We start from the raw sequence: 257 nt of genomic DNA, 5'->3' as shown, positions 1-257 counted from the left end.
GGGAAGGGGGCGTGAAGAGGGCGACTTGTGACGCTTGTGGGGCGCGACGAATTGGTTCCGTCATGCTTGCGGAAATGACGCGAATCATGGTGGGCCTCGGCTTTGCCGTTTGTGTTTTTGGGCGTGCCGTTGGCCGACATGCGCGAGATCTCGGCGGACGAGCATGCACGCGTGATTGTGTCCGACTAGCACGAGGCTGGATGACTCGCATCCACAATTTTGCTGTCTGATCGATTCGTTGCCCGGCGCAGGTATAC

At 59.1% G+C, this 257-nt stretch carries 1 protein-coding gene; it reads left to right on the top strand.

Annotated features, from left to right (window positions below; all coding sequences use genetic code 11):
* Positions 1-230 (top strand): hypothetical protein (locus SB752_RS32835; protein WP_410719570.1); only part of this gene is annotated, 230 nt, incomplete at its 5' end.
* Between the last annotated feature and the right edge of the window lie 27 nt (positions 231-257).

This window comes from Brevibacillus sp. SIMBA_040 (assembly GCF_046535075.1).
In the GTDB taxonomy this organism is placed as follows: Bacteria; Bacillota; Bacilli; order Brevibacillales; family Brevibacillaceae; genus Brevibacillus.
This window is presented reverse-complemented; position numbering and strand designations above follow the sequence as displayed.